The sequence below is a fragment of the Ruegeria sp. SAZD011 genome (assembly GCF_059612545.1).
On record NZ_JBXWQU010000026.1, the window covers coordinates 39,058 to 64,675 of the forward strand.

The 25,618-nt window shown below is 64.2% G+C and carries 23 protein-coding genes, 1 other RNA gene and 1 riboswitch; of the genes, 10 read left to right on the top strand and 14 right to left on the bottom strand.

The features are described 5' to 3' along the window. Positions 1-63: 63 nt before the first annotated feature. Positions 64-1,992 (top strand): elongation factor G, encoded by a 1,929-nt coding sequence (locus AC2FLM_RS13395; protein WP_496858532.1) that lies wholly within the window; start codon positions 64-66, stop codon positions 1,990-1,992. A 74-nt stretch (positions 1,993-2,066) separates the two neighbouring features. On the opposite strand, the gene AC2FLM_RS13400 is transcribed toward AC2FLM_RS13395, so the two are convergent. The 5 genes from AC2FLM_RS13400 to AC2FLM_RS13420 form a co-directional block, all read right to left on the bottom strand. Further along, positions 2,067-3,647, bottom strand: coding sequence for an ABC transporter ATP-binding protein (locus AC2FLM_RS13400; RefSeq protein WP_496858534.1), 1,581 nt, complete (start codon positions 3,645-3,647; stop codon positions 2,067-2,069). Then, positions 3,644-4,750 carry an ABC transporter permease gene (locus tag AC2FLM_RS13405; protein WP_234138776.1) on the bottom strand — a complete coding sequence of 369 codons (1,107 nt, stop codon included), beginning with the start codon at positions 4,748-4,750 and terminating at the stop codon, positions 3,644-3,646. Before AC2FLM_RS13405 ends, AC2FLM_RS13400 begins: the two co-directional genes overlap by 4 nt. A gap of 3 nt (positions 4,751-4,753) precedes the next feature. Next, positions 4,754-5,845, bottom strand: coding sequence for a microcin C ABC transporter permease YejB (locus AC2FLM_RS13410; RefSeq protein WP_234138775.1), 1,092 nt, complete (start codon positions 5,843-5,845; stop codon positions 4,754-4,756). Between the two features lie 9 nt (positions 5,846-5,854). Continuing rightward, entirely contained in the window at positions 5,855-7,786 is a 1,932-nt protein-coding gene (locus AC2FLM_RS13415; RefSeq protein ID WP_496858537.1) for an extracellular solute-binding protein, read from the bottom strand. A gap of 151 nt (positions 7,787-7,937) precedes the next feature. Beyond that, positions 7,938-8,444, bottom strand: a complete 507-nt coding sequence (locus AC2FLM_RS13420; RefSeq protein ID WP_234138814.1) for a c-type cytochrome — start codon at positions 8,442-8,444, stop codon at positions 7,938-7,940. A gap of 119 nt (positions 8,445-8,563) precedes the next feature. Here AC2FLM_RS13420 and AC2FLM_RS13425 point away from each other — a divergent pair, with 119 nt between their 5' ends. Beyond that, a complete protein-coding gene (locus AC2FLM_RS13425) occupies positions 8,564-9,397 on the top strand; it encodes a prephenate dehydratase (RefSeq protein WP_234138774.1) in 834 nt (277 codons plus the stop codon). A gap of 38 nt (positions 9,398-9,435) precedes the next feature. Here the strand turns inward: AC2FLM_RS13425 and AC2FLM_RS13430 are convergent, their stop codons facing one another. Both AC2FLM_RS13430 and nudC read right to left on the bottom strand, forming a co-directional pair. Continuing rightward, on the bottom strand, positions 9,436-9,897 hold the full coding sequence (locus AC2FLM_RS13430; protein WP_234144501.1) for an SRPBCC family protein: 462 nt from the start codon (positions 9,895-9,897) through the stop codon (positions 9,436-9,438). 38 nt (positions 9,898-9,935) lie between these two features. Beyond that, on the bottom strand, positions 9,936-10,919 hold the full coding sequence (gene nudC, locus AC2FLM_RS13435) for an NAD(+) diphosphatase (RefSeq protein WP_496858539.1): 984 nt from the start codon (positions 10,917-10,919) through the stop codon (positions 9,936-9,938). Between the two features lie 226 nt (positions 10,920-11,145). Between nudC and AC2FLM_RS13440 the strand changes: the two genes are divergently transcribed. The 3 genes from AC2FLM_RS13440 (at position 11,146) to rsgA (ending at position 14,362) form a co-directional block, all read left to right on the top strand. Further along, on the top strand, positions 11,146-13,017 hold the full coding sequence (locus AC2FLM_RS13440) for a 5'-nucleotidase C-terminal domain-containing protein (protein WP_496858541.1): 1,872 nt from the start codon (positions 11,146-11,148) through the stop codon (positions 13,015-13,017). Positions 13,018-13,056: 39 nt separating this feature from the next. Continuing rightward, an RNA gene (gene ffs / locus AC2FLM_RS13445) (signal recognition particle sRNA small type) lies at positions 13,057-13,155 on the top strand. Between the two features lie 175 nt (positions 13,156-13,330). Continuing rightward, positions 13,331-14,362 carry a ribosome small subunit-dependent GTPase A gene (rsgA, locus tag AC2FLM_RS13450; protein ID WP_496858543.1) on the top strand — a complete coding sequence of 344 codons (1,032 nt, stop codon included), beginning with the start codon at positions 13,331-13,333 and terminating at the stop codon, positions 14,360-14,362. Between the two features lie 23 nt (positions 14,363-14,385). Here the strand turns inward: rsgA and AC2FLM_RS13455 are convergent, their stop codons facing one another. Beyond that, complete coding sequence (locus AC2FLM_RS13455; protein WP_496858545.1) at positions 14,386-15,246, bottom strand: alpha/beta hydrolase family protein; 861 nt, start codon at positions 15,244-15,246, stop codon at positions 14,386-14,388. 83 nt (positions 15,247-15,329) lie between these two features. Between AC2FLM_RS13455 and AC2FLM_RS13460 the strand changes: the two genes are divergently transcribed. Then, positions 15,330-15,887, top strand: a complete 558-nt coding sequence (locus AC2FLM_RS13460) for a TetR/AcrR family transcriptional regulator (protein WP_234221271.1) — start codon at positions 15,330-15,332, stop codon at positions 15,885-15,887. Here AC2FLM_RS13460 and ypfJ read toward each other — a convergent pair. Continuing rightward, entirely contained in the window at positions 15,884-16,732 is an 849-nt protein-coding gene (gene ypfJ / locus AC2FLM_RS13465) for a KPN_02809 family neutral zinc metallopeptidase (RefSeq protein ID WP_496858547.1), read from the bottom strand. The genes AC2FLM_RS13460 and ypfJ overlap by 4 nt on opposite strands. A gap of 105 nt (positions 16,733-16,837) precedes the next feature. After that, a riboswitch (cobalamin riboswitch) is annotated at positions 16,838-17,050 on the top strand. Between the two features lie 271 nt (positions 17,051-17,321). Between ypfJ and AC2FLM_RS13470 the strand changes: the two genes are divergently transcribed. Beyond that, positions 17,322-17,534, top strand: coding sequence for a hypothetical protein (locus AC2FLM_RS13470; RefSeq protein WP_496858549.1), 213 nt, complete (start codon positions 17,322-17,324; stop codon positions 17,532-17,534). A gap of 4 nt (positions 17,535-17,538) precedes the next feature. On the opposite strand, the gene AC2FLM_RS13475 is transcribed toward AC2FLM_RS13470, so the two are convergent. Continuing rightward, positions 17,539-18,036, bottom strand: coding sequence for a protein-tyrosine phosphatase family protein (locus AC2FLM_RS13475; protein ID WP_496858551.1), 498 nt, complete (start codon positions 18,034-18,036; stop codon positions 17,539-17,541). A gap of 131 nt (positions 18,037-18,167) precedes the next feature. Beyond that, a complete protein-coding gene (locus AC2FLM_RS13480; RefSeq protein ID WP_496858553.1) occupies positions 18,168-18,479 on the bottom strand; it encodes a hypothetical protein in 312 nt (103 codons plus the stop codon). A 170-nt stretch (positions 18,480-18,649) separates the two neighbouring features. Here AC2FLM_RS13480 and AC2FLM_RS13485 point away from each other — a divergent pair, with 170 nt between their 5' ends. Further along, on the top strand, positions 18,650-20,395 hold the full coding sequence (locus AC2FLM_RS13485) for a DNA polymerase III subunit gamma/tau (protein WP_496858555.1): 1,746 nt from the start codon (positions 18,650-18,652) through the stop codon (positions 20,393-20,395). Between the two features lie 79 nt (positions 20,396-20,474). On the opposite strand, the gene AC2FLM_RS13490 is transcribed toward AC2FLM_RS13485, so the two are convergent. Together AC2FLM_RS13490 and AC2FLM_RS13495 are read right to left on the bottom strand one after the other, a co-directional pair. Then, positions 20,475-20,945 (bottom strand): GNAT family N-acetyltransferase, encoded by a 471-nt coding sequence (locus AC2FLM_RS13490; RefSeq protein ID WP_496858557.1) that lies wholly within the window; start codon positions 20,943-20,945, stop codon positions 20,475-20,477. After that, entirely contained in the window at positions 20,942-21,985 is a 1,044-nt protein-coding gene (locus AC2FLM_RS13495; protein ID WP_496858559.1) for an NAD(P)/FAD-dependent oxidoreductase, read from the bottom strand. Before AC2FLM_RS13495 ends, AC2FLM_RS13490 begins: the two co-directional genes overlap by 4 nt. A 49-nt stretch (positions 21,986-22,034) precedes the next feature. Here AC2FLM_RS13495 and mnmC2 point away from each other — a divergent pair, with 49 nt between their 5' ends. Then, positions 22,035-22,700 (top strand): tRNA (5-methylaminomethyl-2-thiouridine)(34)-methyltransferase MnmC2, encoded by a 666-nt coding sequence (gene mnmC2 / locus AC2FLM_RS13500; protein WP_496858561.1) that lies wholly within the window; start codon positions 22,035-22,037, stop codon positions 22,698-22,700. Next, positions 22,697-23,593 (top strand): DMT family transporter, encoded by an 897-nt coding sequence (locus AC2FLM_RS13505; RefSeq protein ID WP_496858563.1) that lies wholly within the window; start codon positions 22,697-22,699, stop codon positions 23,591-23,593. The genes mnmC2 and AC2FLM_RS13505 overlap by 4 nt, the downstream gene beginning before the upstream one ends. On the opposite strand, the gene AC2FLM_RS13510 is transcribed toward AC2FLM_RS13505, so the two are convergent. Next, positions 23,549-25,540 carry a lytic transglycosylase domain-containing protein gene (locus tag AC2FLM_RS13510; protein ID WP_496858565.1) on the bottom strand — a complete coding sequence of 664 codons (1,992 nt, stop codon included), beginning with the start codon at positions 25,538-25,540 and terminating at the stop codon, positions 23,549-23,551. The two genes, AC2FLM_RS13505 and AC2FLM_RS13510, sit on opposite strands and share 45 nt — an antisense overlap. Between the last annotated feature and the right edge of the window lie 78 nt (positions 25,541-25,618).

Here is a 25,618-nt window from a genome sequence, read left to right on the forward strand (position 1 = left end):
ATCCGCTGGAACCCCGATTGCGCAGCAGATGACAGGATTGCAACAAGAAAAGGGATAGCCTCCATGCGCGTATTCACCGTTCTCGGACCGAGCCAATCCGGCAAGTCCACGCTGGTCGAGGCCATCAGTCGCCTCGACAGCCGCCCGACCACATTCGACCTGTCCGAAACCGTGCATCTGCACGGTTTTTCTTATCTGGAGGAACCTTGGTGCGCAATCGACGTGGATGGCGGCAGCGATGCGCTGGCCTTTGCCGGGCCGGCCATGGCGATCTCGGACGCGGCCGTGATCGTGGTGCCACCCGACTCCGAGGCGGCGGTGCTGTGCGCACCCTACCTGCGGCTGGTCGAAGAGGCTGGCATCCCGGCCTTTCTGTTCATCAACCGGCTGGACAACCCCAATGGCCGCATCCGCGACATCGTTGCGGCGCTTCAGGCCTATTGCACCCATCACATCGCCCTGCGCCAGGTGCCGATCCGCGAGGGAGATCAGGTGGTGGGCGCGGTGGACCTGATCTCGGAGCGGGCCTGGAAATACCGTGAGGGCGAACCCTCGGCCCTGATCGAACTGCCCGCTGCGGCGGTCGAGCGTGAACAGGAAGCGCGTGCTGAATTGCTCGAGGCGCTGTCGGATTTCGACGATCATCTGCTCGAACAGCTGATCGAGGACCGCCAGCCGCCCAGTGCCGAAGTATATGACCTGGCGGCCCGAGTGTCGCAGAATCACCAGTTGATCCCGGCCTATCTGGGCGCGGCGAGCCATGGCAACGGGCTGACCCGGATGATGAAGGCACTGCGCCACGAGGCCCCCGAATTCGATATTGCCGCCGGTCGCGATGCAGCCAGCGAACAAGCGCGCGCCATCGCGGGATTTGCCGATGTCAAGAAACACATGGGCAAGATCGTGGTGCTGCGGGGCCTCGGCGATGGGGTAAAGGCGCATGAGGCGCTGGGAGGCGATACCGTCGGCAGCCTGATGGAACTGGACGCCCGCAGCCAGATCGGTGCGCTGGCGGCGGGTCAGATCGGGTTGGCGGTGAAATCCGAACACCTGCGGCCAGGCCATATCTATCACAGTGCCGGCGCGACGGAATTGCCCGATTGGGCACGCAGCCATCCGCCCGGTCATCGTCAATTGGTCAGCCCCGCCCATGAGCGCGACGATGCCCGCCTGTCCGCTGCCCTGACCCGGATGGACGAGATCGACCCAGGTCTGCATCTGGGTGTGGACGAAGCGACCGGCCACGCAGTATTGGGTTGTCAGGGGCCACAGCACCTGCGCCGGATCGCAACCAAGCTGGCCGAGGACTTTGGCGTCGAGATCACCTCGGAACCGGTGGCGACGGCCTATCGCGAGACGATCCAGAAACCTGTTGAACACCATTATCGCCATCGCAAGCAATCCGGCGGCGCCGGGCAGTTCGCCGATGTGCTGCTGACGGTCGAGCCGCTACCGCGCGGGGCCGGGTTCCAGTTCGACGAGGTGGTCAAAGGCGGCGCGGTGCCCAAGACCTATATTCCCTCGGTTGCGCAGGGGGCCGAAGAGGCGCTGGCGCGCGGTCCCGAAGGGTTCCCGGTGGTCGATGTGAAGGTGACACTGAAGGATGGCAAGCATCACGCGGTGGACAGTTCCGATTACGCCTTCCGCACCGCCGGCAAGGCGGCGGTGCGCGAGGCATTGCCGCAGGCAAAACCGGTGGTACTGCAACCGATCCTGCGGGCCGAGATACACGTGCCGTCCATGTTTGTGGGAGATCTGGTGCCCGCGATCAGCGGGCTCCAGGGCCAGGTTCTGGGGTTCGAGGCGCATCCCTCGGCCGCAGGCTGGGAAATCTTCAACGCCCTACTGCCAGCAGTCGCAGAGGACGAGCTTCATCGGATGCTGGCCAGTTCCAGCCGGGGCACCGGCTGGGTCAGGCTGAGCTTCGATCACTACGAGGAATTGCGCGGCCCGGTCCCGAAACCGTCCCGCGAAACCGCAGCCGCAGGCTGACCGGAATTCTGCAAGAATTCCGGCCCGGAAAACTTATGTTTTCCGGGCCGTTTTCCGTGTCGGAAAACGGCGACCTACCCTGCCGCCGCGATCAAGCTGCGGGTATAGTCGGTCTGTGCGTTGGTAAACAGCGCCTCGGTCTCGCCCATTTCGATCACGTCGCCCTGACGCATCACGATCACCTTGTGCGACATCGCCCGCACCACCTTCAGGTCATGACTGATGAACAGATAGGCCAGACCGTATTTGCGCTGCAACTCGCGCAGCAGTGCCACGATCTGCACCTGCACCGTCATGTCCAGTGCCGAGGTGGGCTCATCCAGCACCAGCAACCTGGGCCGCAGCACCATGGCCCGTGCGATGGCGATACGCTGCCGTTGACCGCCCGAGAACTCATGCGGATAGCGATCCATCGTGGCGGGGTCCAATCCCACCTCCTGCATCACTTCGGTCACCAGCTCACGCGGCGCACGATGGGGGTCGACCTTGTGAATCGCCAACCCCTCCGAGATGATCTGGGCGCAGGTCATCCGTGGACTCAGACTGCCGAATGGATCCTGAAACACGATCTGCATGTCCTTGCGCAGTCGGCGCAGCTCGCGCGTGGACCAGCCGCGTACATCCTCGCCGCGAAAGGTGATGCCGCCCTCGGAGCCGATCAGCCGCATGATCGCCAGCGCCAGCGTGGTCTTGCCCGACCCGCTTTCGCCCACGATGCCCAGCGTTTCGCCCGCCCGCACCGAAATCGAGGCGTCGTTCACCGCCTTCACATGCCCTACCGTGCGTCGCAGGAAACCACGCTGGATCGGGAACCAGACCCGCAGGTGATCGGTGCGCGCCACCTCTTCGGCTCCGGCCGGCACAGGGTCAGGTCGGCCCTTGGGTTCGGCCGCCAACAGCTTGCGTGTATACGGATGCCGGGGATTGGCAAAAATCTCTTCGGTCCTGCCGCTCTCGACAATCTCGCCCGCCTTCATCACGCAGACCCGGTCGGCGATCCGCCGCACGATACCCAGATCATGGGTGATGAACAGCATCCCCATGTTCTCCTCGCGCTGGAGATCGGCCAGCAATTCGAGGATCTGCGCCTGGATGGTCACATCCAGCGCCGTGGTCGGTTCGTCCGCGATCAGGATGTCGGGCTTGTTGGCCAGCGCCATGGCGATCATGACCCTTTGCCGCTGCCCGCCGCTCAGCTGGTGCGGATAGGCGTCGAGCCGGGTTTCCGGGTCGCGGATGCCGACCTTGACTAGCAACTCCAGAATGCGCTCTTGTGCCGCCTCGCCCACCAGACCCTGATGCAAGGCCAGCGATTCCGCCATCTGCTTGCGGATCGTGTGCAGCGGATTGAGCGAGGTCATAGGCTCTTGAAAGATAAAGCTTATGTCGTTGCCACGTACATCCATCAGCCGCTGTTCGCTGGCACCGATCATCTCTTGCCCGTCGTAGGTGACCGAGCCTTCTACAATCGCGCTATCCCCCAGCAGCGACACGGTCGAGAGCGCCGAGACAGACTTGCCCGAGCCGCTTTCGCCGACCAGCGCAACGGTTTCACCCCGGTTCACCGTGAACGAGACTCCGCGCACCGCATGGCTGATCCGCCCATCCTGGCGAAACGAGACACTCAGCCCTTTGACCTCGAGAAGCGCGCTCATGAAAAGGTCTTTCTGGGGTCGAATGCATCGCGCACGCCTTCGAAGATGAAGACCAGGAGCGACAGCATGATGGCAAAGGTGAAAAACGCGGTAAAGGCCAGCCAGGGCGCTTGCAGGTTCTGCTTGGCCTGCAAGGTCAGCTCGCCCAGCGACGGGGCCGAGGAGGGCAAGCCAAAGCCCAGAAAGTCGAGCGAGGCCAGCCCGCCGATGGACCCGGTGACCAGAAACGGCAGGATGGTGACCGTGGCCACCATCGCATTGGGCAGCATGTGGCGGAACATGATGGTCCAGTCGCTGACACCCAGCGCCCGCGCCGCGCGTACATATTCCAGGTTCCGGGCGCGCAGGAATTCGGCCCTCACGACGCCCACCAGCGCGGTCCAGCCAAACAGGATCGAGATGATGACCAGCATCCAGAAACTGCGCTGAAAGATCGAGAACATGATGATGATCACGTATAGGCCCGGCGTGGCGCCCCAGATCTCGATCACCCGCTGCATGATCAGGTCGGTACGACCGCCAAAGAACCCCTGTATCGCGCCAGCGATCACCCCGATGATCGAGGCGGCAAAGGTCACGATCAGTGCAAACAGGATCGACAGGCGGAACCCGTAGATCACCCGCGCGAGCACGTCGCGCTTGGTGTCGTCGGTGCCCAGCAGGTTCTGCTCGTTCGGGGGCAGCGGCGCTGCGCCGGGGCGATCGACCGAGGTGCGATAGGAATAGGGGATCGGCGGCCAGATGGCCCAACCCTGTTCGAAACCCTCGGCCTGATAGGTGCCCGCCTCGATCTGTTCGATCACTCCTTCGGGATCGTCGAAACAGTCTTCGATGCCGCCGCTGGCGATCAGGCATTTCACCTCGGGGTCGCGATAGATCGCCTCGGTCTGGAAGTCGCCACCAAAAGCGGTTTCGGGGTAGAAAGAAAAGATCGGCATCCGCAACTCGCCGCGATAACTGACGAGGATCGGCTTGTCATTGGCCAGGAACTCGGCAAAGAGCGAAATCCCGAACAGGACCGAAAACACGATCAGCGACCAGAAGGCGCGGCGGTTCCGGCAAAAGTTGTTCCAGCGGCGCTGGTTCAGAGGCGACAGGCGCATGGCTCAGCCCTCCCGCCGCTCAAAGTCGATGCGGGGATCGACCAACACATAGGTCAGGTCCGACAGAATCCCGACCAAGAGGCCAATCAGGCCGAACACGAAGAGTGTTCCGAACATCACCGGATAATCACGCGCCACCGTCGCTTCGAACCCCAGCCGGCCCAGACCGTCGAGCGAGAAGATCGTCTCGATGATCAGCGAGCCGCCCAGAAAGACCGATAGGAACACGCCCGGAAAGCCCGAGATCACGATCAGCATCGCATTGCGGAATACGTGGCCATAGAGAACCCGGCTTTCGCTCAGCCCCTTGGCGCGGGCGGTGATCACGTATTGCTTCTTTATCTCGTCCAGAAAGCTGTTCTTGGTCAGCAGCGTCAGCGTGGTGAAGGCGCCGATGGTATAGGCGGTCAGCGGCAGGGCGATATGCCAGAAATAGTCCAGCACCTTGCCCAGCAAAGACAGCTCCGAGAAATTGTCCGAGGTGAGGCCCCTCAGCGGGAAGATCTGCCAATAGCTGCCCCCGGCAAACAGAACCAGCAGCAGGATGGCGAACAGGAATCCGGGGATCGCATAGGCCGCGATGATCAGCCCGCTGGTCCAGGTGTCAAAACGCGAGCCATCGCGCACCGCCTTGCGGATGCCCAAGGGGATCGAGATCGCATAGGCAATCAGCGTCGACCACAGGCCCAGCGTGATCGACACCGGCATCTTCTCCAACACCAGATCAACTACGTCGATCTTGCGGAAATAGCTTTCGCCGAAATCCAGATGCAGATAGTTCCAAAGCATCAGCAGGAACCGTTCGTGCGCCGGCTTGTCGAGCCCGTAAAGCTCTTCCAATTCCTTGATGAATTCCGGCGGCAGGCCACGTGCACCGATATAGCGGTCGTTCACCGCGTTGGTCTGGCTGTTCAACTGCGCATCGTTGCCTTGGCCTGCGAAACCTTCGAATACATCGCCACCGCCCTGCAACTGCGCGATGGCCTGATCCACCGGGCCACCCGGCACGAATTGCACCAGCACGAAATTGACCAGCATGATCCCAAGCAGCGTCGGGATCACCAGCAGCAATCGTCTGAGGATATAGGCACCCATCGAGACCGGTTACCTCAACGCGCCCGAAGATTTCAGCGCTGCTGCACGGTCAGAATCGATCCACCACAAATCCTCGACCCCCAGCGCATAGGGAGGCAGGTTCTCGGGATAGGAATACTTGTCCCAATAAGCCACCCAGTATTTGCCCAGGTACCATGTCGGCACCATGATCCGCTTGGCCCGCAAGACGCGATCGAGCGCGCGCACGTTGGCCTGCAACTCTTCGGTGGTCGAGGCTGCGACGATTCCGTCGATCAGCGGCTCGATATCCGGCCCATGGACGCCCGAAGGGTTGAACACGGAATAGGCCGCCGCCTCGCTTCCGAATTGCTGATAGAGCCCGGTCGACGGTTGCAACGACATCGGGTAGCCGCCCATGATCATGTCGAAATCGCGGTCGCGCCGCCGCAGGGTGAATTGCGCATCGTCGACGCGGTTGTACCGGGCGTCGATGCCCATGACCTTGAGGTTGTCGACAAACGGCTGAATGATCCGGTCCAGCGTCGGTTCATCTGACAGGAACTCGATCCTCAGCGTTTCGCCCGCCGCATTACGCCGGATACCATCGCTGCCGACGGCCCAGCCCGCCTCATCCAACAGCTTCATCGCGCGGCGCAGGTTCTTGCGGTCGTTCTGACGGTCGGGGCTGGATGTGTGGGCGCTGACCGGCTCTTCACTCAGAACCGCTGGATCGAGGGCGTCGCCCAGCGCCTCAAGCACCTCGCGCTCGCGGCCCTCGGGCAGGCCTGTCGCCTCCAGCGGCGTGCCCTGCCAGAAGGAATGACGCTGCTGGAACAGGCCATATTGCAGGCTTTCGTTGGTCCATTCAAAGTTGAACGCCAACTGCACCGCCGCGCGCACGCGGATATCCTGGAACTGCGGCCGGTCCATGTTGATCACGAAACCGCTGGCACTGGGCACGTCGCCATCCAACAGCTCGGCCTTGACCACATGGCCCTTTTCGATGGCCGGAAAGTCATAGGCGGTGGCCCAGCTTTTCGAGTTGTTCTCCTGCCGCAGCGTGTAGTTCCCCGCCTTGAACCCCTCCATCGCGGCAATGGTGTCGGTGTAATACTCGACCCGGATACTGTCGTAGTTGTTGCGCCCGACATTCACGTTCAGATGCGCCCCCCAGTAATCGGGATTGCGGCGATATGTGATGCGCCGGTTGATGTCGAAGCTGTCCAGCACATAAGGCGCCGATCCGATGCCCTGCTCCAGACGCGGTTCGTCCAGACGGCGTTTCTCGGGGTCGGCCATGAACCAGGCCTTGGAAAAGATCGGCGTACCCCCAACCTGGGTGATAAGCGCACGGCGCGGGATGTCCGGGGCGAAATGAAACTTGACCCGGTGCGTGTCCAGCGCCTCGGCCTTGGGAATGCGTTTCCTGACTGCCTCGGCATAGGATTTCAGCCCTTGCTCCAGCAGCAATTCGTGGCTGAACACCACATCTTCGGCGGTGATCGGCGTGCCATCGGAAAACCGCGCCTCAGGCCGAATGTTGAAAATCACCCAATCCTGGCTTTCGGGATATTCCAGGCTTTCGGCCACCAAACCGTAATAGGACGCCGGTTCGTCATAAGACGGCATCAGCAGGGATTCGTATTGATCCGCCGATCGCGCCGCCGCCCGTCCCTTGCGGGTGAACGGGTTGAGGTTGTCGAAGGTCCCGATCGCGGCATAACTCAGTTCGCCGCCCTTTGGCGCATCTGGATTGACATAATCGAAATGCGCGAACCCCTCGGGGTATTTCAAATCGCCGAATTCCGAGAACCCGTGGCTCTTGATGATCGTCTCCTCGGCCCGCGCAAGCCCTGCCAGTGCCAGCAGGACGATCCCTGCGACCAGCACCATTACAGCTGGCCGGATATCCAATGCTTTGGCACGGGTGGCGGCGCGGGGGCGTATAGTCAAGGCTCTTCCTCCGGGTTGGGTTGGCATATCCACCAATCTTGTTGCCGTTAGCTAATGGTCCAGCGTGGGGAGTTGCAAGTTTAGAATAGGTGAAGCAATCGTGAAGTCACGCCGACCAACGAAAAAGGCCGCTGCTCGGGGCAGCGGCCTTTGGTCAAAACCGGTCTATGTCGAGCGATCAGTTCGAAACGCTCTGCAGATAGGCAATCAGGTCAACCCGGTCGCCCTGTTTCTTGAGGCCCGAGAAGCTCATCGAGGTGCCCGGAACCGCCGCCGAAGGCTTGGCCAGGAATTCATCCAGCGCCTCGGGCGTCCAGTCTCCGCCGTGACCCTGCATGGCGCCGGAATAGCCAAAGCCGGCAACCGAGGCGACCGCACGGCCAACCACGCCATCCAGATGCGGGCCGGTGGCGTCTTCGCCATTGACCTTGTGGCAGGCGGCGCATTTCTTGAACACTTTTTCGCCCTTGGCGGCATCCGCCGAGGCCATCAGCTCTTCAAAGCTGACGGTTTCTTCTTCACCGGAGGCCTCTTCGGCTTCGGCTACTTCGATTGCATAGGCGGGCTCGTCGCCGTGGCCACCAACATGATAGACCGTCTCGGCCGCCCACTTGGCGAGAAGAAGCGCCAGGAAAGCGCCGAACAGGCCGGCAGCGGCCTTGGTAACTGTCATCGTGTCGAACATTGATCGCGAGTCCATTTCAGCTGTCTGGGCGGCTGTCTAAGGCTTCCCCTCGCAAGAGGCAAGGTATAGACACCGCGACCAAACGCCCAAAATGTAACTTGTTGCACGGAAACGACCCCATGACCCATCGCATCGCCTTTCAGGGAGAGCCCGGCGCCTATAGTCACGAGGCTTGTCGCAATGCGCGCCCGGACATGGAGGCGCTGCCCTGCCGCACCTTCGAGGACGTGATCGACGCGGTGCGCCGGGGCGAGGCCGAGCTGGCCATGCTGCCGGTCGAGAACACCACCTATGGCCGGGTCGCCGATATCCACCGCCTGCTACCCCATAGCGGGCTGCATATCATCGACGAGGCCTTTGTTCGCGTGCATATCAACCTGCTGGGTGTGCCGGGCGCGACGCTGGACGATATCCGCGATGCCCATTCGCACCTGGTGCTTTTGCCACAATGCGCGGGTTTCCTGAAACAGCACGGCATCACCGGTCGGGTCAGCCCAGACAACGCCCGCGCCGCGCGCGAAGTGGCCGAACGCGGCGACAAGACCCACGCGGCACTGGCCAGCGAACTGGCCGGCGAAATCTATGGGTTGAACGTGCTTGCCCGCCATATCGAGGATACCGACAACAACACAACGCGTTTCCTGGTGATGTCGCGCGAGACAGACGATTCGCGCCGCGGTGATTTCGGCATGATCACCAGTTTCGTGTTCGAGGTGCGCAGCATTCCCGCCGCCCTGTACAAGGCGCTGGGAGGATTTGCCACCAATGGCGTCAACATGACCAAGCTGGAAAGCTACATGCTGGATGGATCGTTCTCGGCCACGCAGTTCTATGCCGATATCGTCGGTCACCCCGAGGACGACAATGTGCGCCTCGCGATGGACGAGTTGAACCATTTCACCAACAATGTCGAAATCCTGGGCGTTTATCCCGCTGCCCGGCCCCGCAGCTGAAACAACCGCCTGACAGTTCGATTCGCAAAGGTGCCCGCTCAGCGGGCGCAGCGGCTTTCGATTTCCTTGGCGAATTCGGCCATCCGCAGCTTGAACCGGCGGGACATGTTCTTGCGCGCCAGTTTCAGCGATTGCAGAAACAGACGTGCCGAGAGGGTATTGGCCTTCAACTCGACAGAGAAACTCAAGCGGGTACGGCGCGGCGACAGCGCCAGCAGCTCGATCACAACATCGCCGTTGATGCCCTTGCTGTGACTGGCAAAGCGCATCAGCGACGGTGCGTCATACTGTTTCAACACCACATGCATCTCGCGCGGCTTACCGCGCAGACGAAACCGGGTGTCCCAGGCCATGCCTGCCCCGATCGGGGCGCTGGCATCGACGCGCTGCACCTCGACCCCGCGGCGCATGGCCGAGCGCTCAAAGGTCTCGAATTCCGAAAGGATGGCAAAGACTTGCGCCACCGGCGCCTCGATGTCTTCCTTGCTGATGAACTGCATGACCCCTCGCCGGTTGTGGTTTTTGCGCGAGTTTCCCCTTAATCCAGGGTGTCCGCAAGCCAGTTCTGCAACAGGAAATGCGCAATCGCTCCCTTGCGCGCGGGAAGCAGGCGCGGATGCTCGCCAGCAAAGGCCAGCATCATGTCGCTGCGACTGACCCAGATCGCATCCTCGATTTCCACCGGGTCGATTTTCAGGTCGCGCGACAGGGCCTCGCCCGCGCAGCCGAACATCAGAGAGGCCGGAAACGGCCAGGGTTGACTGGACAGATAGGTGACCGCGCCGACGCGCACGCCCGCCTCTTCCAGCACCTCGCGCCGCACGGCGGCCTCCAGCGTCTCGCCCGGTTCGACAAAACCCGCCAGCAGCGAATACATCCCCTCTGGCCAGCCCGGAGAACGCCCCATCAGCACCTGGTCGCCGTGTGTGATCAGCATGATTACCACCGGATCGGTGCGTGGGAAGTGCTGGCCACCACAAGCCGGGCAGCCGCGTTGCCACCCCGCCTGCGATATTTCGCTGCGGGCGCCACAGCGGGCGCAGAACCTGTGACTGGCGTGCCAGCCGATCACGGCCTTGGCCGTAGCGGCCAGTTCAGCATCGCGCGGGCTGAGCCGGGTCATGATCCGCCGCAACTCGGCAAACACCTGCCCCTCAGGCAAATCGGGGTGCTGCTGCTCGGAGCGGTCCACGAACCCGCCGAGCCCGGTCAGGTCCTGCCCCTCGGCCCCCCAGGCCGAAATGTCCTGTGCAAAAAGCGGCGCACCGGTGTCGTCCAGGCCCAGGAAAATCGGCGTCTCGGCTTCTCCACCCGGACCCTCGGTCACCAGCGGATGTGCCGGCGCCACCCAGGCCAGACGCTCCAACCGCTCACCTTCGACCAGCAGCTTGCCGCGCCACAGAAGCAGGCAGCGTGCTTTGGGGTCGGCGGCCATTTGCGCCTGCGCCATCGCATCACCGCGCAGATGCGCCGCCCGATCCAGACCCGAGCCTCCAAACGTGACCTGTTCTGCGGTTTTCATGCCTGCCCTCTCTCGACTTCGCCCTGACCGGCTCACCGGTGGCACAGGGCTGCCACGGCGGGCGGCGCAGATCAATCGGGAACTGCCCGCACTGACGCCGAAAAGAGACAGGGTTGACACAAATCGTGATCAACTAACACCTTGCCATGATACGGTTTTTTCTATTTCTGAATAGACAACTCTACCTATGGGAGAGTTTTTGCATTGACCGGGCAATGGAATTTGAATGGAATCTTCACATCAGGCCTTGTCAACGGATGCCGCCGCAGAGGACGGCGCTGCATTACGCGTCCGCCTGCTGGCGACCACCGACCTGCATATGCAACTGACGGGCCACGACTATTATGCCGACCGTCCTGACCCGTCCGGAGGGCTGACCCGGATTGCCCGGCTGATCCATGCCGCGCGGGCCGAGCCGGGGGTCGATCTGTGCATGTTGTTCGACAATGGCGACTGCCTTCAGGGCACCCAGATGGGCGATGTCTGCGCCAACAGTCCCGAGACCCCGCATCCGCTGATGCGGGCCTTTGCCTATCTCGGATATGACGCGCTGGGTCTGGGCAATCATGACTTCAACTTCGGGCTGGAGGTTCTGGACCGGGTGCTGGGTCAGGCACCCTGCCCGGTGGTCTGCTCGAACGCCCACCGGCTGGACAGTTCACCCTTGTGGCAGCGCACCGCGATCCTTGATCGCATTGTGCAAAGCGGATCGGTGCAATCCCGGCTCAAAATCGGCGTATTGGCTGCATTGCCTCCACAGACGGTGGAATGGGACTCGCACCTGCTGTCAGGGCGGATGCGCGTCGAGGGTATCGTAGATTCGGCACGTGAAGCAGTGGCCCGTCTCAAGGCCGAGGGCTGCGACCTGATCGTTGCGCTGGCACATTCCGGGCTGGCCGAACCCGGCGCGACGCCCGAGCAGGAAAACGCGGTGATCCCGCTTGCCGCGCTGGAGGGCGTTGATGCGGTGATCGCCGGGCATACCCATTTGCTGGTGCCCGCGCCCGATACCGGTTCTTACCCCCATACGCGGATGGCCGAAGGGCTGGTGCATGGCAAACCTGTCGTCATGCCCGGACATCATGGCTCGCATCTGGGGGTCATCGACCTCGATCTGAGGCTGGGAGCGAATGGCCGCTGGCGGGTCGAGCGGGCACAAGCCGCCCTGCGCGCAGCCGTTGGCAAGAAGGATGCGACCCTCGTACGCCTGCTGGCTGCCGATCATGCAACCACGCGCGCAGCCGCCAATCAGCCTGCCGGTCACTCGGACCAGCCGATGCACAGCTATTTCGCCTTCATTGCGCCCGATCGCGGTCTGGCCAAGGTCGCCGCCGCGCAGGCCGCTGGATTGCGCCCGTTTCTAGCCGGCACGGCACTGGCGGGGCTGCCCTTGCTGTCGGCGGTCTCGCCGCTCAAGGCCGGCGGTCGCGCCGGACCGGATCATTATACAGACGTGCCCGCAGGGCCGTTATCGATGCGCCACGTGGCCGATCTGCACATGTTTCCCAACGAGTTGAGGGCGCTAGTCCTGACCGGGGCGGAGCTGCGCGAATGGCTCGAGATGGCAGCAGGCGTGTTCCACAGACCCGGTGAGGCAGGTGGCGCCGACCTGCTGCGGGATGCCAGAGTTCCTGGGCACAATTTCGATATCCTCTATGGGCTCAGTTACGAAATCGACCTGTCAACGCCACCACGATACGATATCGGCGGCCAACTGATCTCGGACCGGAACCATCGAATCGGCGCCCTGTTTCACGACGGCAAGCCCGTCGAAGAGGGACAGAAGCTTGTCGTCGCGCTGAACAATTACCGCACCAATGGCGGCGGTCATTTCCACATGTTGGACAATGGGCTGCCCGTTTCCCTGCCGGGATTGCGGATACAGGCCGTCTTGCGCGACTACCTGTCCGGGCACCTGCCCCGCGATCCGCTTGAGGACGCGCCCCAGCCCTGGCGATTTGCCCCGCTGCCGGGTCGGGCCGCCATCCTGCGCACCGGGCCACGCGCCCGCGAGCACCTGGACGAGCTTGCCGGGCGCGACATCACCGATCTCGGTCTGGATGACGACGGGTTTCTCTGCCTGCGCGTCGGGCTTTGAGATCTTGTCATCCCGGCCCGACCTGCCTATATCGGGACGCGAGAGGTTGGCGCGGGCGAGCGCCTCGCCAACCTGGTCAGGTCCGGAAGGAAGCAGCCACAACGAGTCCCGCTTGGGTCGATGTCCAGCCTCTCACTTGCTCCGCCGCGCCTGCGGCACTTGGAACCCTTTAGACTGCGGAGGGATGTATGATTGTAGCAAAGACCCTTCGGGCAGTGCGGTTCTGACGACTCACACCCCTGCCTGAACCCGTTCCGGTCGGATGCGCGTGCGCCATCCGCCCGTCTTGCGTTCTTTCGCAACAGGCAGACCGATGTCTCTTACACTCCCGGACCTTGGATGGTCCTCTTTCTTTGCCGCGCAGGCCGCGGCCCATTCCGGCTGTACGCCCTATCGCCTGACAGCCATTCACCGCAGCACCCTGACCGGATTGTCGCCCGAGGGCGATCATACCCTGATGACCCCACCCGACCAGCCGACCGGCACCTTTGCCGCGGGCGATTGGGTCCTGGCCGATCCCGAGCACCGCGTCCGGCATCTGCTCGACCGGCGCAGCCTGTTGAAACGGCGCGCCGCCGGTACCGGGGCCGAGGCGCAGTTGATCGCGGCCAATGTCGACGTTCTGTTCATCACCAGTTCCTGCAACGCCGATTTCAACCTGCCCCGGTTGGAGCGCTATCTGGCGCTTGCCCATCAGGCCGGGTGTTATCCGGTGGTGCTGCTGACCAAGGCCGACACCTGTACCGCCCCCCGCACCTATGTCGCGCGGGCCGAGGCGCTGGCGCCGTTTCTGACGGTGCTGGCGGTCAACGCGCTTGATCCTGCCGATCTGGATCAGGTCCTCTCATGGTGCCCATCCGGCCAAACCGGGGCGCTGGTGGGCTCATCAGGCGTGGGCAAGACCACGTTGATGAACGGCCTCACCGGTACGCAGGAGGCCACGGCCGGTATCCGCGAGGACGATGCCAAGGGCCGTCACACCACCACCGCCCGCGCCCTGCGGCGGATGGTCAACGGCGGCTGGCTGGTCGATACACCGGGCATGCGGGCCCTGCGCCTGCTGGATGCGGGCGACGGGATCGACGAGGTGTTTCAGGACCTTTCGGACCTTGCTGCCAGCTGTCGTTTCTCGGATTGCGGGCATGACAGCGAACCGGGCTGCGCCATCCAGGCCGCGATTGCGGTGGGAACGCTGGAGCCTGCCCGCCTCGACCGCTGGCGCAAGTTGCGGCGCGAGGATGCGCGCAACTCGGAAAGCGTGGCCGAAGCACGCTCGCGCGACAAGGCGTTTGGCAAGATGGTCCGCGCGGTGATGCGCGATAAGCAGGGCCGAAGCAAGGGCTGACCAGCCCCGGGATCGCCCCCGCCTCAGGGGGCGATCAGCCGAGGCCAAAGCGCGGCGTTGCGCCGGGCAAAGGCACCCAGATGGCCGATCTCGCGGACCCCGTGTTCCTTTGGCCGCAACAGGTGCCGCCGCGCGGTGTCGCCATAAAGGTCAGCCAGACGCCAGACACATTTGGGTGGGATCGTGTCGTCATCTTCGCAGGCAAAGAGATCGACCTGCGCGCCCGACCGGCCCCAATCGGGTTTCGGCAGGCGGGTGCCTGTTTCGGGCAGATAGGCGCCGGGCGTGGTGCACCAGCGCCGCCATTCCCAATAGACGCCGGGCGGCAGGTCGGTGCCAAAGCCAATCGCCCGCCCCGGCAGATAGCCCAGTGTCTTGACCAGCAGGGGCGCATGGCCGAACCAGAACAGCCGTGCCAGCGCCTGATAGGGCCAGGGGTGGTCCGAGTGATGCACCAGCCCGGAACAGACGCAGATCATGCGCGCGATGGGCTCGATGCCCGTTTGCAGCGGCCCCAGCATGCCGCCCACCGAATGGCCGATCACCCAGAGCGGCAGGCCGGGAAACCGGCGCTGCATTTCGGTATAGGCGGCGGGCATGTCAATGAGCGCCCAGTCGGACATGGTGGCGGTCGAGGCCGCAAGCGGCCCCCGCAACGAATGCCCGAAATCGCGATAATCATAGGTCAGGCAGGCCATGCCCCGCTCGGCCGCCAGCCAGGAGGCGAAATGCTGGTAATACTCGCGCGGCACCCCGGTGGCGCTGTTGATCACAACTGCAACCCGGGGTGTGCCCGCGGGGAGATAGAGCCGCGCCGAAAGCTGCGCCGACCCGGCGGGGAAATGAAAATCCTCGACCCTGACAGATGACTGCATATCCAGCATTGCGATCTCCAGATGAGCTAGACCGATTGGTCTATTTCTCACGTCTGGACCAATCGGTCCAGAGCTGTCAATATCCCCGGCACATGACCCAACGTCCGCTTCCGACCAAAGACCGCCTGATCCGTACCGCCGCGCAGCTGTTCCAGCGCCGGGGGTATCACGGTGTTGGATTGTCCGAACTGCTGGCCGAGGCAGAGGCGCCCAAGGGCTCGCTCTATCACCACTTCCCGAACGGCAAATCCGACCTGGCGCTGGCCTCGGCGACCTGGGCCTCGGATCAGATGCTGCGGCTAATCGCGGCCTCGTTTGAACCGGCCGACAGTTTCCATGACGGGATGCAGGTGCTATGCGGCAAGGTCGCGAAACTATTCGACAAATCGGGCCAGTGGGATGGCTGCCCGATTTCGTCGACCCTGTTCGAAGGGCCGGACAATGCCGCGTTTCGCGCCCATGCCCGCCACCTGTTCGAAGGCTGGATTACCGAGGGTGCGCATCACGCCAGACGCTTTGGGCTAACCGATCCGCAAAAGACCGCCGAGACCATGTTCATCCTGCTGCAAGGCGGCTGGATGCTGGCCCGGGCCCGGCAATCCTCGGACGTGCTGCGCCGCCTGCCCGAGATGTTGCCGCGCGCGGATTAGAGCCGGTTGGTGCTGAACGTGTCGCAGCTTGCGACCCGGCCACTTTGATAACCGCGTTCGAACCAGGATGCCCGCTGCGCCGAAGTGCCGTGGGTGAATGTATGCGGTTGCGGCACCCGGCCCGCCTGCCGTTGCAGCCGGTCGTCGCCGATCATCCGGGCGGCGTTCAACGCCTCTTCCAGATCACCGCGTTCCATCAGACCCCGGACCGAGCGCGCCCAGACCCCGGACAGGCAATCGGCCTGCAATTCCAGCCGCACGGTCAGGGCGTTGGCCTCGACCTGCGAGGATTGCCGGCGGGCCTGATCCAACTGACCCAGAATGCCCAGCTGATTCTGCACGTGATGGGCCACCTCGTGTGCGATCACATAAGCGGCGGCGAAATCACCGCCTGCCTGGAGACGCCGGGCCAGGGTGGCAAAGAAATCAGTGTCGAGATAGGCCTTTTGATCGGCGGGGCAGTAGAATGGTCCGGTCGCGCCCGAGGCGCCGCCACAGGGGCTGGAGGTGACCTGAGAGAACAGCACCAGCGTCGGCGGGATGTAGTCGCGGCCAAGCTGGTCGCGGAACACCGTGCCCCAGACATCCTCGGTCGTGGCCAATACGCGCGAGACGAATTCGCCCGCCTGCCGCTCTTCGGCGGTCAGTTCCTTGGGTGTGCTCTGGCTCGGGCCCGGCTGTTCGGTCAGGAACGGGGTGACGTCGATGCCGGTAAAGGCGCCGATCACCAGAAGCAGCAGCACCCCGCCGATACCCAGCCCGCGCCCGCCGATGGCCATGCCGCCGCCACGTCGCCCGCGACGATCCTCGACATGCCTGCTGCCGCGTACCCCTCTCAACCGCATAACGGCACCCTTCTTCAGCCTGACTGCTCGATACCGACACTAGCATCCCGCCGCATGTGGAAAAACACGGCACGAACACCCGGCTTGACTCCGGCCCGCAACACCCGCTACCGCTGAGGCGATGGTTCCCGGTGGCACATGCGCCGGGATGAAAAGGGAACACGGTGCGGCCCTCTGGCGACAGGGGACCAATGCCGAGACTGCCCCCGCAACTGTAAGCGGTGAGCGATGCCGAAATGCCACTGGCCCTCCGGGCCGGGAAGGCCGGCAAAGCCCGGACCCGCAAGTCAGGAGACCTGCCATCGCAACCGTAACTCGAACCCGGGCGGGGTGTCCGGACGGGATGCCTAGGCCCTGATCGGCCGGTCCCCGACACCCTGTTCCGCCGCGCGGAGGGCGCAGGATGATCTGGACGACTAAAACGCATGAATTTGCCGCAACGCTCTGTCGCCGAACCGGCAGGCCCTGCCCGGCGCTGTCGGCATTGGCCGAGAACCTAGCCCGAGCGCTGCGGCAGGCTGAACCGATGACCGATGCAGGTTTCGCGATAGAGGGGCATTGCGAGATGCCCCCGTGTGGAGCAGGTTGCATGGCCCGCTACGCCGCTTCGCACAGCCGGATCCGCGTGTTTTGCGGCGTCGACGAAGACACCGCCCTGCCGCATCTGAATCGCTTTGCCGATGCGCTGATGGCTCCCGACGGAGCGGGATTTGCCGCCGGGCTAGGCCCGGTACCATGCGCCATGGCCGAGGCCCGCCCCCGCTGCGTCCACTCTGCTGCGACAGTGCAAGCAACGGCCTGAAGGATCAGTCCCGGATAGCACGGCCTGCCAGCGCCCAGTCCATCTGGGCGTCGGTTTCCACCGCGCAGGGGCGGACCGACCGCAAATGCGCCAGCGCCGCCTTCGGCTCTTCGCCCGTCTCGATCATCAGGCGCAACGCCGCCATGCCCGACCGGCCACAGCCGCCCTTGCAATGGATCAATACGCGCCCGCCGCCGTGCAGCGCATGCCGGGCCGATTTGCTGATCGCCTTCCATTTGATCTCGGCATCACGACCAGGCACTCCGAAATCATCGACCGGCAGATGAGCCCAGCGGCAGGCGCGACTCTGGACATCAGCACCAAAATTACGCGCACCGTGCTGCAACATTTCGACCTCGGTCGTCATCGAGATCACCAGCCCGGGCGCCCAGGACCCGATCAGATCGACATCGCCGGAATAATCGCCCGACCGTCCCGGCAACTGGCAGATCGCCAGCGTGCCGCCGCCGACTTGCAGCGCATAGAGAACCAGCTGCGCCATCTGCGGTTTCCCCTTCCGAATGATCCGCGCCACAGGGCACACACATTCGGCCCCGATGGCAGAATGCCCCCTGACGCAGCCGTATCGCAAGCCAAGATGCCTGCGCGTGGGAAAACAGCACTGGACCTGTGTCACCGGTTGTCTATGCGCACCTCGATCTGGCTTGGGCTCAGCCCCTGAACCCCCAGCAGATGCGCGACCGGAATGCCGCTGATCAGGACCAGGGTGCCGTTGTGGTCGCCAAGCTCTTGCAGGCTGACGGGAGAGGTGCCATAGGATCCGGGTCGCAGCAGTTCGGCATCGCCTTGCACGCTCAGCCCATCCTGTCCGGCGATGAAAACCGTGATGGTGATCAGATCATAGCCATTAAAGACGCCGCTATAGGTCTTGCTCACCACCTTGTCGGCGCCTACGCCGGTGGTGACAAGATCGCCCTCGTCCACGATCAGCGTGTCCTGGCCACATAATCGCTCGACGGGAGCAAGAGGGGCATCGATGCTCCGATGGGTCCGATCAATGCACGCAAGGGAAACAATCACGCAAGCGGTGGACCTTCGCCACGCTGCCCGGTACCGTCTGCGCACGTAGAATCCAGTCCCGATGAAAGCTACCAATGTCCGACGCCTCTCCGACCGCCTATCAGGTGCTGGCCCGCAAGTACCGGCCCGAGACCTTTGCCGATCTGGTGGGGCAGGACGCGATGGTGCGGACGCTGAAAAACGCCTTTGCCGCCGACCGGATCGCGCAGGCCTTTATCATGACCGGCATCCGGGGCACCGGCAAGACGACCACCGCGCGGATCATCGCCAAGGGAATGAACTGTATCGGCCCGGATGGGAATGGCGGGCCGACCACCGAACCTTGCGGGACATGCGAGCATTGCGTCGCCATCATGGAAGGCCGCCATGTCGACGTGATGGAGATGGACGCCGCCAGCCGTACCGGCGTGAACGATATTCGCGAGATCATCGACAGCGTGCGCTATCGCGCCGCCAGCGCGCGCTACAAGATCTATATCATCGACGAAGTTCACATGCTGTCGACGAGCGCGTTCAACGCGCTCTTGAAAACGCTCGAAGAACCGCCCGCGCATGTGAAATTCATCTTTGCCACCACCGAGATCCGCAAGGTGCCGGTAACGGTGCTGAGCCGCTGCCAGCGGTTCGACCTGCGCCGGATCGAACCCGAGGACATGATCGCGCTGATGCGCCGGATTGCCGATGCCGAAGGCGCGCAGATCGCCGAGGATGCGCTGGCGCTGATCGTCCGGGCCGCGGAAGGGTCGGCGCGGGATGCGACCTCGCTGCTCGATCAGGCGATCAGCCATGGCGCGGGCGAGACCAGCGCCGAGCAGGTGCGGGCGATGCTGGGGCTGGCCGACCGTGGCCGGGTGCTGGACCTGATGGACATGATCCTGCGCGGCGATGCGGGCGCGGCCCTGACCGAGCTGGGCGCGCAATATGCCGAAGGCGCCGACCCAATGGCGGTGCTGCGCGACCTGGCCGAGATCACCCATTGGGTATCGGTGGTCAAGATCACGCCGGATGCCGCCGAGGACCCGACCGTATCACCAGACGAGCGCGCGCGTGGTCGGCAGATGGCGGATGCGCTGCCGATGCGGGTGCTGACCCGGATGTGGCAGATGCTGCTGAAGGCGCTGGAAGAGGTGGCCGCCGCCCCCAACGCGATGATGGCCGCCGAGATGGCGGTGATCCGGCTGACCCATGTGGCCGATCTGCCCAGCCCCGAGGAACTGATCAAGCGGTTGCAGGATGCGCCGCCGCCGCCGAACCCCGGCGGCGGGGGGCGTGGCGGTCAGGCTGCCCCGGTCTCTAACGGGGTAAGCGCCAGCTATGCGCCCGCCCCGCGCGGCGGCGGCGGTGGGCCGGTGGCGGCGCTGGCACAGGATGCGCAAACCGCGCTGGCGCGGTTTCCCACGTTTGAACATGTGGTCGAGCTGATCCGCGCCAATCGCGACGGCAAGCTTTTGGCGGATATCGAGATGGATCTGCGACTGGTCAGTTATCAGCCGGGCAGGATCGAGTTTCAGCCCACCGAGCGCGCACCCAGCGACCTGGCGCAGCGGCTGGGCAGTGCGCTGCAACGCTGGACCGGCAATCGCTGGGCGGTGAGCGTGGTGGCGCAGGGCGGCGGCAAGACCATCGACGAGGTCCGCAACGCCGAGAAATACGCGCTGGAGGAAAAGGCGCGCGAACACCCGCTGGTGCAGGCGGTGCTGGCGCAGTTTCCCAAGGCGCGGATCACCCATATCGAGACCCCCGAACAGCGCGCCGCCAAGGTGGTGACCGAGGCGCTGCCCGAGGTCGAGGATGAATGGGATCCGTTCGAAGACGGCTGAGCGCCGCCTCTCGAACGCGGAGCGCCGAGAATTTTCGACGAAAATTCTCGTGGTCGTCCGCGGCGATCGTCGGCGCGCTTCAGACGAGCGTCTTTTGCATGGTGATCGAAGTGGGCCGATCGTATCCGGGATGCGCGGTTTTACCAGTCTGGACAAAACCAAGCCGGGCGAAGGCGGCGTGGTTCTCCACCAGTTCCACCCGCGTTTCCAGTTCGACAACCGGCAGACCCAGCGCCCGGGCGCGGGTCTCGGCCTGCGTGACCAGCCGGCGGGCCAGCCCTTGCCCTCGAAATCCAGCGTCCACCGCAAGCTTGCCGAGATAGAGCCGCCCGGGTTTGGCCGTCAGGAAAACTACCGCCAGCGGGGGTGTTCCCAGCGCCCAGATTTCGTGCCGTGCCGCGTGATCCGCGACTGCCTTCTCGGTGAGTCGGTGCATTGACGAGGGCGGGTCGATCCGGCCATCCATGAAGGCGAAGCTCTTGCGGATCAGGCTCAGAATCGCCCCGATCTGCGGGCTATCCGGTGCGACCCGGTAGGGGGCGAGGTTCACAGCGAAGCCTCCGGGCGGAAATCCTCGGGGATGCTGTCGCGCCCCTCCAGCACCAGATCGGCCATCACCTGGGCCACCTTGGGCGCCATGCCGAAGCCGATCTTGAACCCGCCATTGGCGATGAACTGGCCGGGATAGAGCGGATGCGCCCCCAGCATCGGCGCGCGCGAGCGCGAGCGCGGGCGCACGCCCGCCCAGCGCTCGATCACCTCGGCACCGTGCAACAACGGCACCGCCTGCATTGCGCGGTCCAGAACCGCGTCCAGTGCCGCATCGGTGCCGGTAGGGTCATCGTAATCGCGTTCCGAGGTGGATCCGATTGCCAGCGTGCCATCCGCGTGGGGCACGATATGCACCGTATCGGCAAAAAGCTGCGGCGCCTGTCGCCCGGCATCGAAGCGCAACAGCGCCGCCTGGCCCTTGACCCCGGTCCCCACGGTGCGCCCCTGCGCGCGGTTCAACTCTTCCAGCCCGGCGATGCCGGTGGCATGGACCACCTGTCCCCGGTCAGGCGCCTCGGTCAGTACCTCGACCCCACGGACGGCCAGCGCGGCCACCAGCGCTGCGCAGGCCCGGCGGGGATGCATCCGGGCGCTGAGCGTATCCTGCACCACCAGCCCGGTGGGTGAGGGCGGGCACCAGCCGCCCATCTCGCCAACCGGGCAGACCCGCCATTCGGCCCGCCCCTGCCACAGGGTGCGGGCGCTTTCCGCCCGTTCCTGTGCCAAAGCCACGGCACGATCATCCGACAGCGGCTGGATGCGTCCGGGGCGGCCATAGCCGGGCGACACGCCGCCTGCCGCCTCGACCCCCGCCCAGAATCCTTCGGCCATCATCAGGCTGTCGAACTGGAAGGCCTTCTTGGCATTCCAGTTCTCTGGCACATGCGGGGCCAGCGCACCAACCAGCCCGCCGGACGACCCCGCCCCCGGCCCGAACGGATCGACCACCTGCACTCGCGCCCCGCGCAGGACGCAGGCCCATGCGATGGACAGGCCGAATATCCCCGCGCCGCGTATCGTCACATCGGCCATTGCCATCGCCCGTCCCTTTCGCCAGTGTCGCGCCGATTTCGTAGGGGATATTCGCATGGTTGACCAGCAAGCGGAACTCAGCTGGACCGAGGACCGGATACCGGTCTCGGACCGGTTCGACGATCCCTATTTCTCGCTTGAAAACGGTCTGGCCGAGACGCGGCATGTGTTTCTGGCGGGCAACAGCCTGCCAGAGCGGTTCCGACCGGGCTTTCATATCGCCGAACTGGGCTTTGGCACCGGGCTCAACATGCTGACAGCCTGGGCCGCCTGGGAAGGCGCAGGCATGACCGGCCCGCTGCGTTTTACCAGTTTCGAGGCCTATCCGATGGCGCCGGGCGACATGGCCCGGGCGCTGGCCGCCTTCCCCGAGCTTGCTCCCTGGGTCGAAAGGTTCCTGCCGGCCTGGACCGGGGCGCGCTGCGATCTGGGCACACTGCAACTGGATGTGGTGCAGGGCGATGCTCGCCAGACCCTGCCGGAATGGACGGGCCGGGCCGATGCCTGGTTCCTGGACGGCTTCTCGCCCGCCAAGAATCCCGAACTCTGGCAGGAGGATTTGCTGACCCATGTCGCAAACCGGACAGCGCCGGGCGGCACGGTCGCCACATACACGGCAGCAGGCTTTGTGAGGCGCGGGCTGGAGGCGGCGGGCTTCGCCGTGACACGGGTGCCGGGATACGGCCGCAAACGGCACATGACACAAGGGGTTCTGCCATGACGCAGGGCACAGCACGGGTACAGCAGAACAACATTCCCGCTGGCATCGCGCTGATGCTGGCCGCCACGGTGGTGTTCGCACTTCAGGACGGTATCTCGCGCCATCTCGCGTCAAGCTACAACACCTACATGGTGGTGATGATCCGATACTGGTTCTTTGCCGCTTTCGTGATTGCGCTGGCGGCCCGGTCGCGCGGCGGATTGCGGGCTGCCACCCGTACTGCACAACCGGGCCTGCAAATCTTTCGCGGACTGCTGCTGGCGGGCGAAATCTGTGTGGCGGTATTCGGCTTTACCGTTCTGGGCCTGATCGAGAGCATGGCGGTGTTCATCTGCTATCCGCTTCTGGTGGCGGCCCTGTCCGGCCCGGTGCTGGGGGAAAAGGTCGGCTGGCGGCGCTGGGCGGCGATCGGGGTGGGGCTGATCGGCGTGCTGATCATCCTTCAGCCGGGCATGGGCGTGTTCAACCCCTGGGCGGTGGTGCCGCTGATTTCGGCCCTGATGTTCGCGCTTTATGGTCTGCTGACCCGCTATGCTGCCCGGCAGGACAGCACCGCCACCAGCTTTTTCTGGACCGGTGTGTCGGGCGCCGTGGCGATGACCGCCATTGGCCTGTGGTTCTGGGAGCCGATGAATGCCGCCGACTGGCGCTGGATGGCACTGCTCTGTGTCAGCGGCGCCACCGGGCACTGGCTGTTGATCAAGTGCTACGAGATGGCCGAGGCCAGCGCGGTGCAACCCTTTGCCTATTTCCACCTGATGTGGACCGCGATCCTGGGCATCACCGTGTTTGGCGAGACCCTGCGCAGCGCCGTCATCATCGGCGCCGCGCTGATCGTGGCCGCCGGTCTATTCACCCTGTGGCGCGAACGCGCGCAAAGTCGATCCCGCTAGTTCGGCGGAAAACGGCAACGGCAGCGGTTCATTGCCAAGGCGCGCACGATAGACCGGCAGGCTCTCGGTCACCCGCATGATGTAATTGCGGGTCTCCTCAAACGGGATATGTTCGATCCAGTCGACGATATCCGGAGTGCCGCTGCGCGGATCGCCGAACCGCTCCATCCAGCTTATCGGGCGATTGGGGCCGGCATTATAGCCCGCCGCCATCATCACCACATTGCCGTCGAACTCTCCGGCCAGTTCGGCCAGGTAATTGGCGCCCAGCTTGGCGTTATACTCCCAATCGGACGTCAGACTGTCGGTCGAGTGTCCGCCCAGAATACCCAGCGTGTCGGCCACCAGCCGCGCCGTCGCGGGCATCACCTGCATCAGGCCGCGCGCGCCCGCACCCGAAATCACCACCGGGTCAAACTCGCTTTCACGGCGCGCGATGGCCAGCGTCATTTCGGGCGCCATCGGCAGGTTCAGCCGCCCGACCGGATGCAACGGGTAATAGGCGCCGGTCAGCACCACCCCTTCTTGCGCTTTTCGCTTGGCGATCATCACCGACAGATGCGGTTCCTGCATCTCCAGCGCCATCTCGGCCAACTGCGTCGCCTGTACCGGGTCGAGACTCTCGGCAAGATGGGTCAGGAACCGCTCGGCCAGATCACGCTCTCCGGCGCGCAGCAACAGCAGCCCGGCCTCGAGTACGCTTGACGTCATGAATGCCGCCTCGCGCCAGGGGGGCGTGTCGGGCGGGTTGGCCAGGGCCGGATCGAACGGGCGCCCGATCCGCTCGGCAGCCAGCAGACCATAGAATGAAGTCTGGTGCTCGGCCCCCATGGCATAGGCGGCATGGGCCTTGTCCACATCGCCCAGCGCCGCATAGGCGCGGCCCAGCCAATAGCCTGCCCGCCCTTTCGAAATCGGCGAGTTGACCGCCGCATCGAAGCGCTGGAAATGGGCGACGGCCGCAGCTGGGTCGCCCAGCTTGGCCAAGGCAAGATACCCTGCCAGCCACTCCAGATCGGCATAGGCATAGCCCATCCCCGGTGTCATGAAATGGCGCGCGGCCATCTGATAGGCACGTTCGTTGCGGTCCTGCCGCATCATCAGCCGCGTCAGCCGCGCGCGCGCCTTGCCCCACATGCCCGGCTCGCCCAGCGCCTCGGCACTGACCGAGCGTTCCAACATCAGGTCTATGGCGCTGTCATCCAGCTCCTTTCGGTCACGCCAAACAAACCGGTCATGCGCCAGCCCAGGCGACTGGGCCAATGCCTCGGGCACGGCAGAGATCAGGGCATCGACGCCGGGCACCCGGTCCTTCAACCCAAGCCGCGCCTGCGCCAGCTTGCGCTGATCCTCATCCACCAGCAACAGCATCTGCTTGGCGCTGATGGTGTAACCCTCCCACAGCATACGATCGAGTCGCGCGACATGATGCGGCGCCAGCAGTTTGCCGTAATTCTCGATATAATCGCGTTGCAGCCCGGCCCCCATGGGCAGGGTGCGCCAAGCCTTGACCAGTTCCGCTTCGGCATCGCCCCGCTGTCCCGTGGCCAGCAGCGCCACCGCATAGTTCAGCACGCCCTCGGCGGTCTGTGGCGGTGCGCCCGAGTAGAATTCAAGCACCCGTTCCGGCGGGGAAAGGGTGAATTGCGGCTCGGATTGTCGGCGCAGATAGTCAAGACCCGGCCAATCGCCCCGGCGGTTCAGAAACACCAGCGCATCGCCATCGGTCCCATAGCTCCTGCGCAGCCAGTGCCAGACGATGATATCGCGCGACACCGATCCGCGCGCGCCCGCGACCCTGAGCGCCTCGGTCCAGTTCTCGGCCCGCATTTCCCGCAGAGCAACCCGGAGATTCGCGGCAGCATCGGCCCATACAGGGCCGATTGCCGCGAAACACCAGAAAATCGCTGCCAGACTGACGATCAGAACGCGGGACATCCCTTGCATTTCCTGCCGAACCAAGGCTAGAGCCTTTCACGTTATACCTTGCGCGGCCCGGATCAATTCACTTTCCGGACCAAACGG